The following is a 662-nucleotide window of genomic DNA, read 5'->3' on the forward strand; positions in this document are numbered from 1 at the left end:
ATAAGCAATGATGTATCCGAATTGTCTTTTGTCAGAGATAAGACCATTGCCAATGCCACCTCTTTTGGTGGAAGTCTTATATTCTTAATTCTGCTTGCAGTCTGGTTTATAGGGATATTTGCTTTAGGAATAAACCAATTAATCAAGGAAAGGGCTTTTTTAAAGAAACTTGACAAATTAAGTGAACTCTTAACTGACGGCACAAGCATTGAAACAAAAAACAGGCTTATTGAAGAAATGGGCATAAAAAAGGATTTTAGAGTGTTTATGAACTCCGTGATACCTTCCCCGTTTATAATAGGGTTTGTTAAGCCGAGGATATTTTTATCAAAAAATAGTCTTTCGGATTTGGAAACGGAGCTTATACTTAAGCATGAGATGACGCACTTAAAAGCCAAGGACTATTTTTATCGCAGGCTTATGTTTATACTCTGTGTGATGTATTGGTTTAATCCTGCCGTACATATCTTTCTGGATAAATTCATTGAGATAAATGAAATGGCGTGTGATGAAGCCACATTAAAAAACTGTTCAGCCGGAGAAAGATTAACTTATGCGAAGCTTCTGCGTGATATGGCGTGTAGTAAGCCTGATATAGAAAATATTATATGTTTAACAGGAAAAACAGCGATAAATCTTCAAAGGAGGATAATTAACATTAT

1 protein-coding gene is annotated in these 662 nt (G+C 34.9%); it reads left to right on the forward strand.

Annotated elements, in window-relative coordinates:
• Positions 1 to 662, forward strand: a 662-nt coding sequence (locus HMPREF9333_RS12015) for a M56 family metallopeptidase (protein ID WP_040883190.1), incomplete at both ends; no start/stop codon positions are given.

The sequence above is a fragment of the Johnsonella ignava ATCC 51276 genome (genome assembly GCF_000235445.1).
In the GTDB taxonomy this organism is placed as follows: Bacteria; Bacillota; Clostridia; order Lachnospirales; family Lachnospiraceae; genus Johnsonella; species Johnsonella ignava.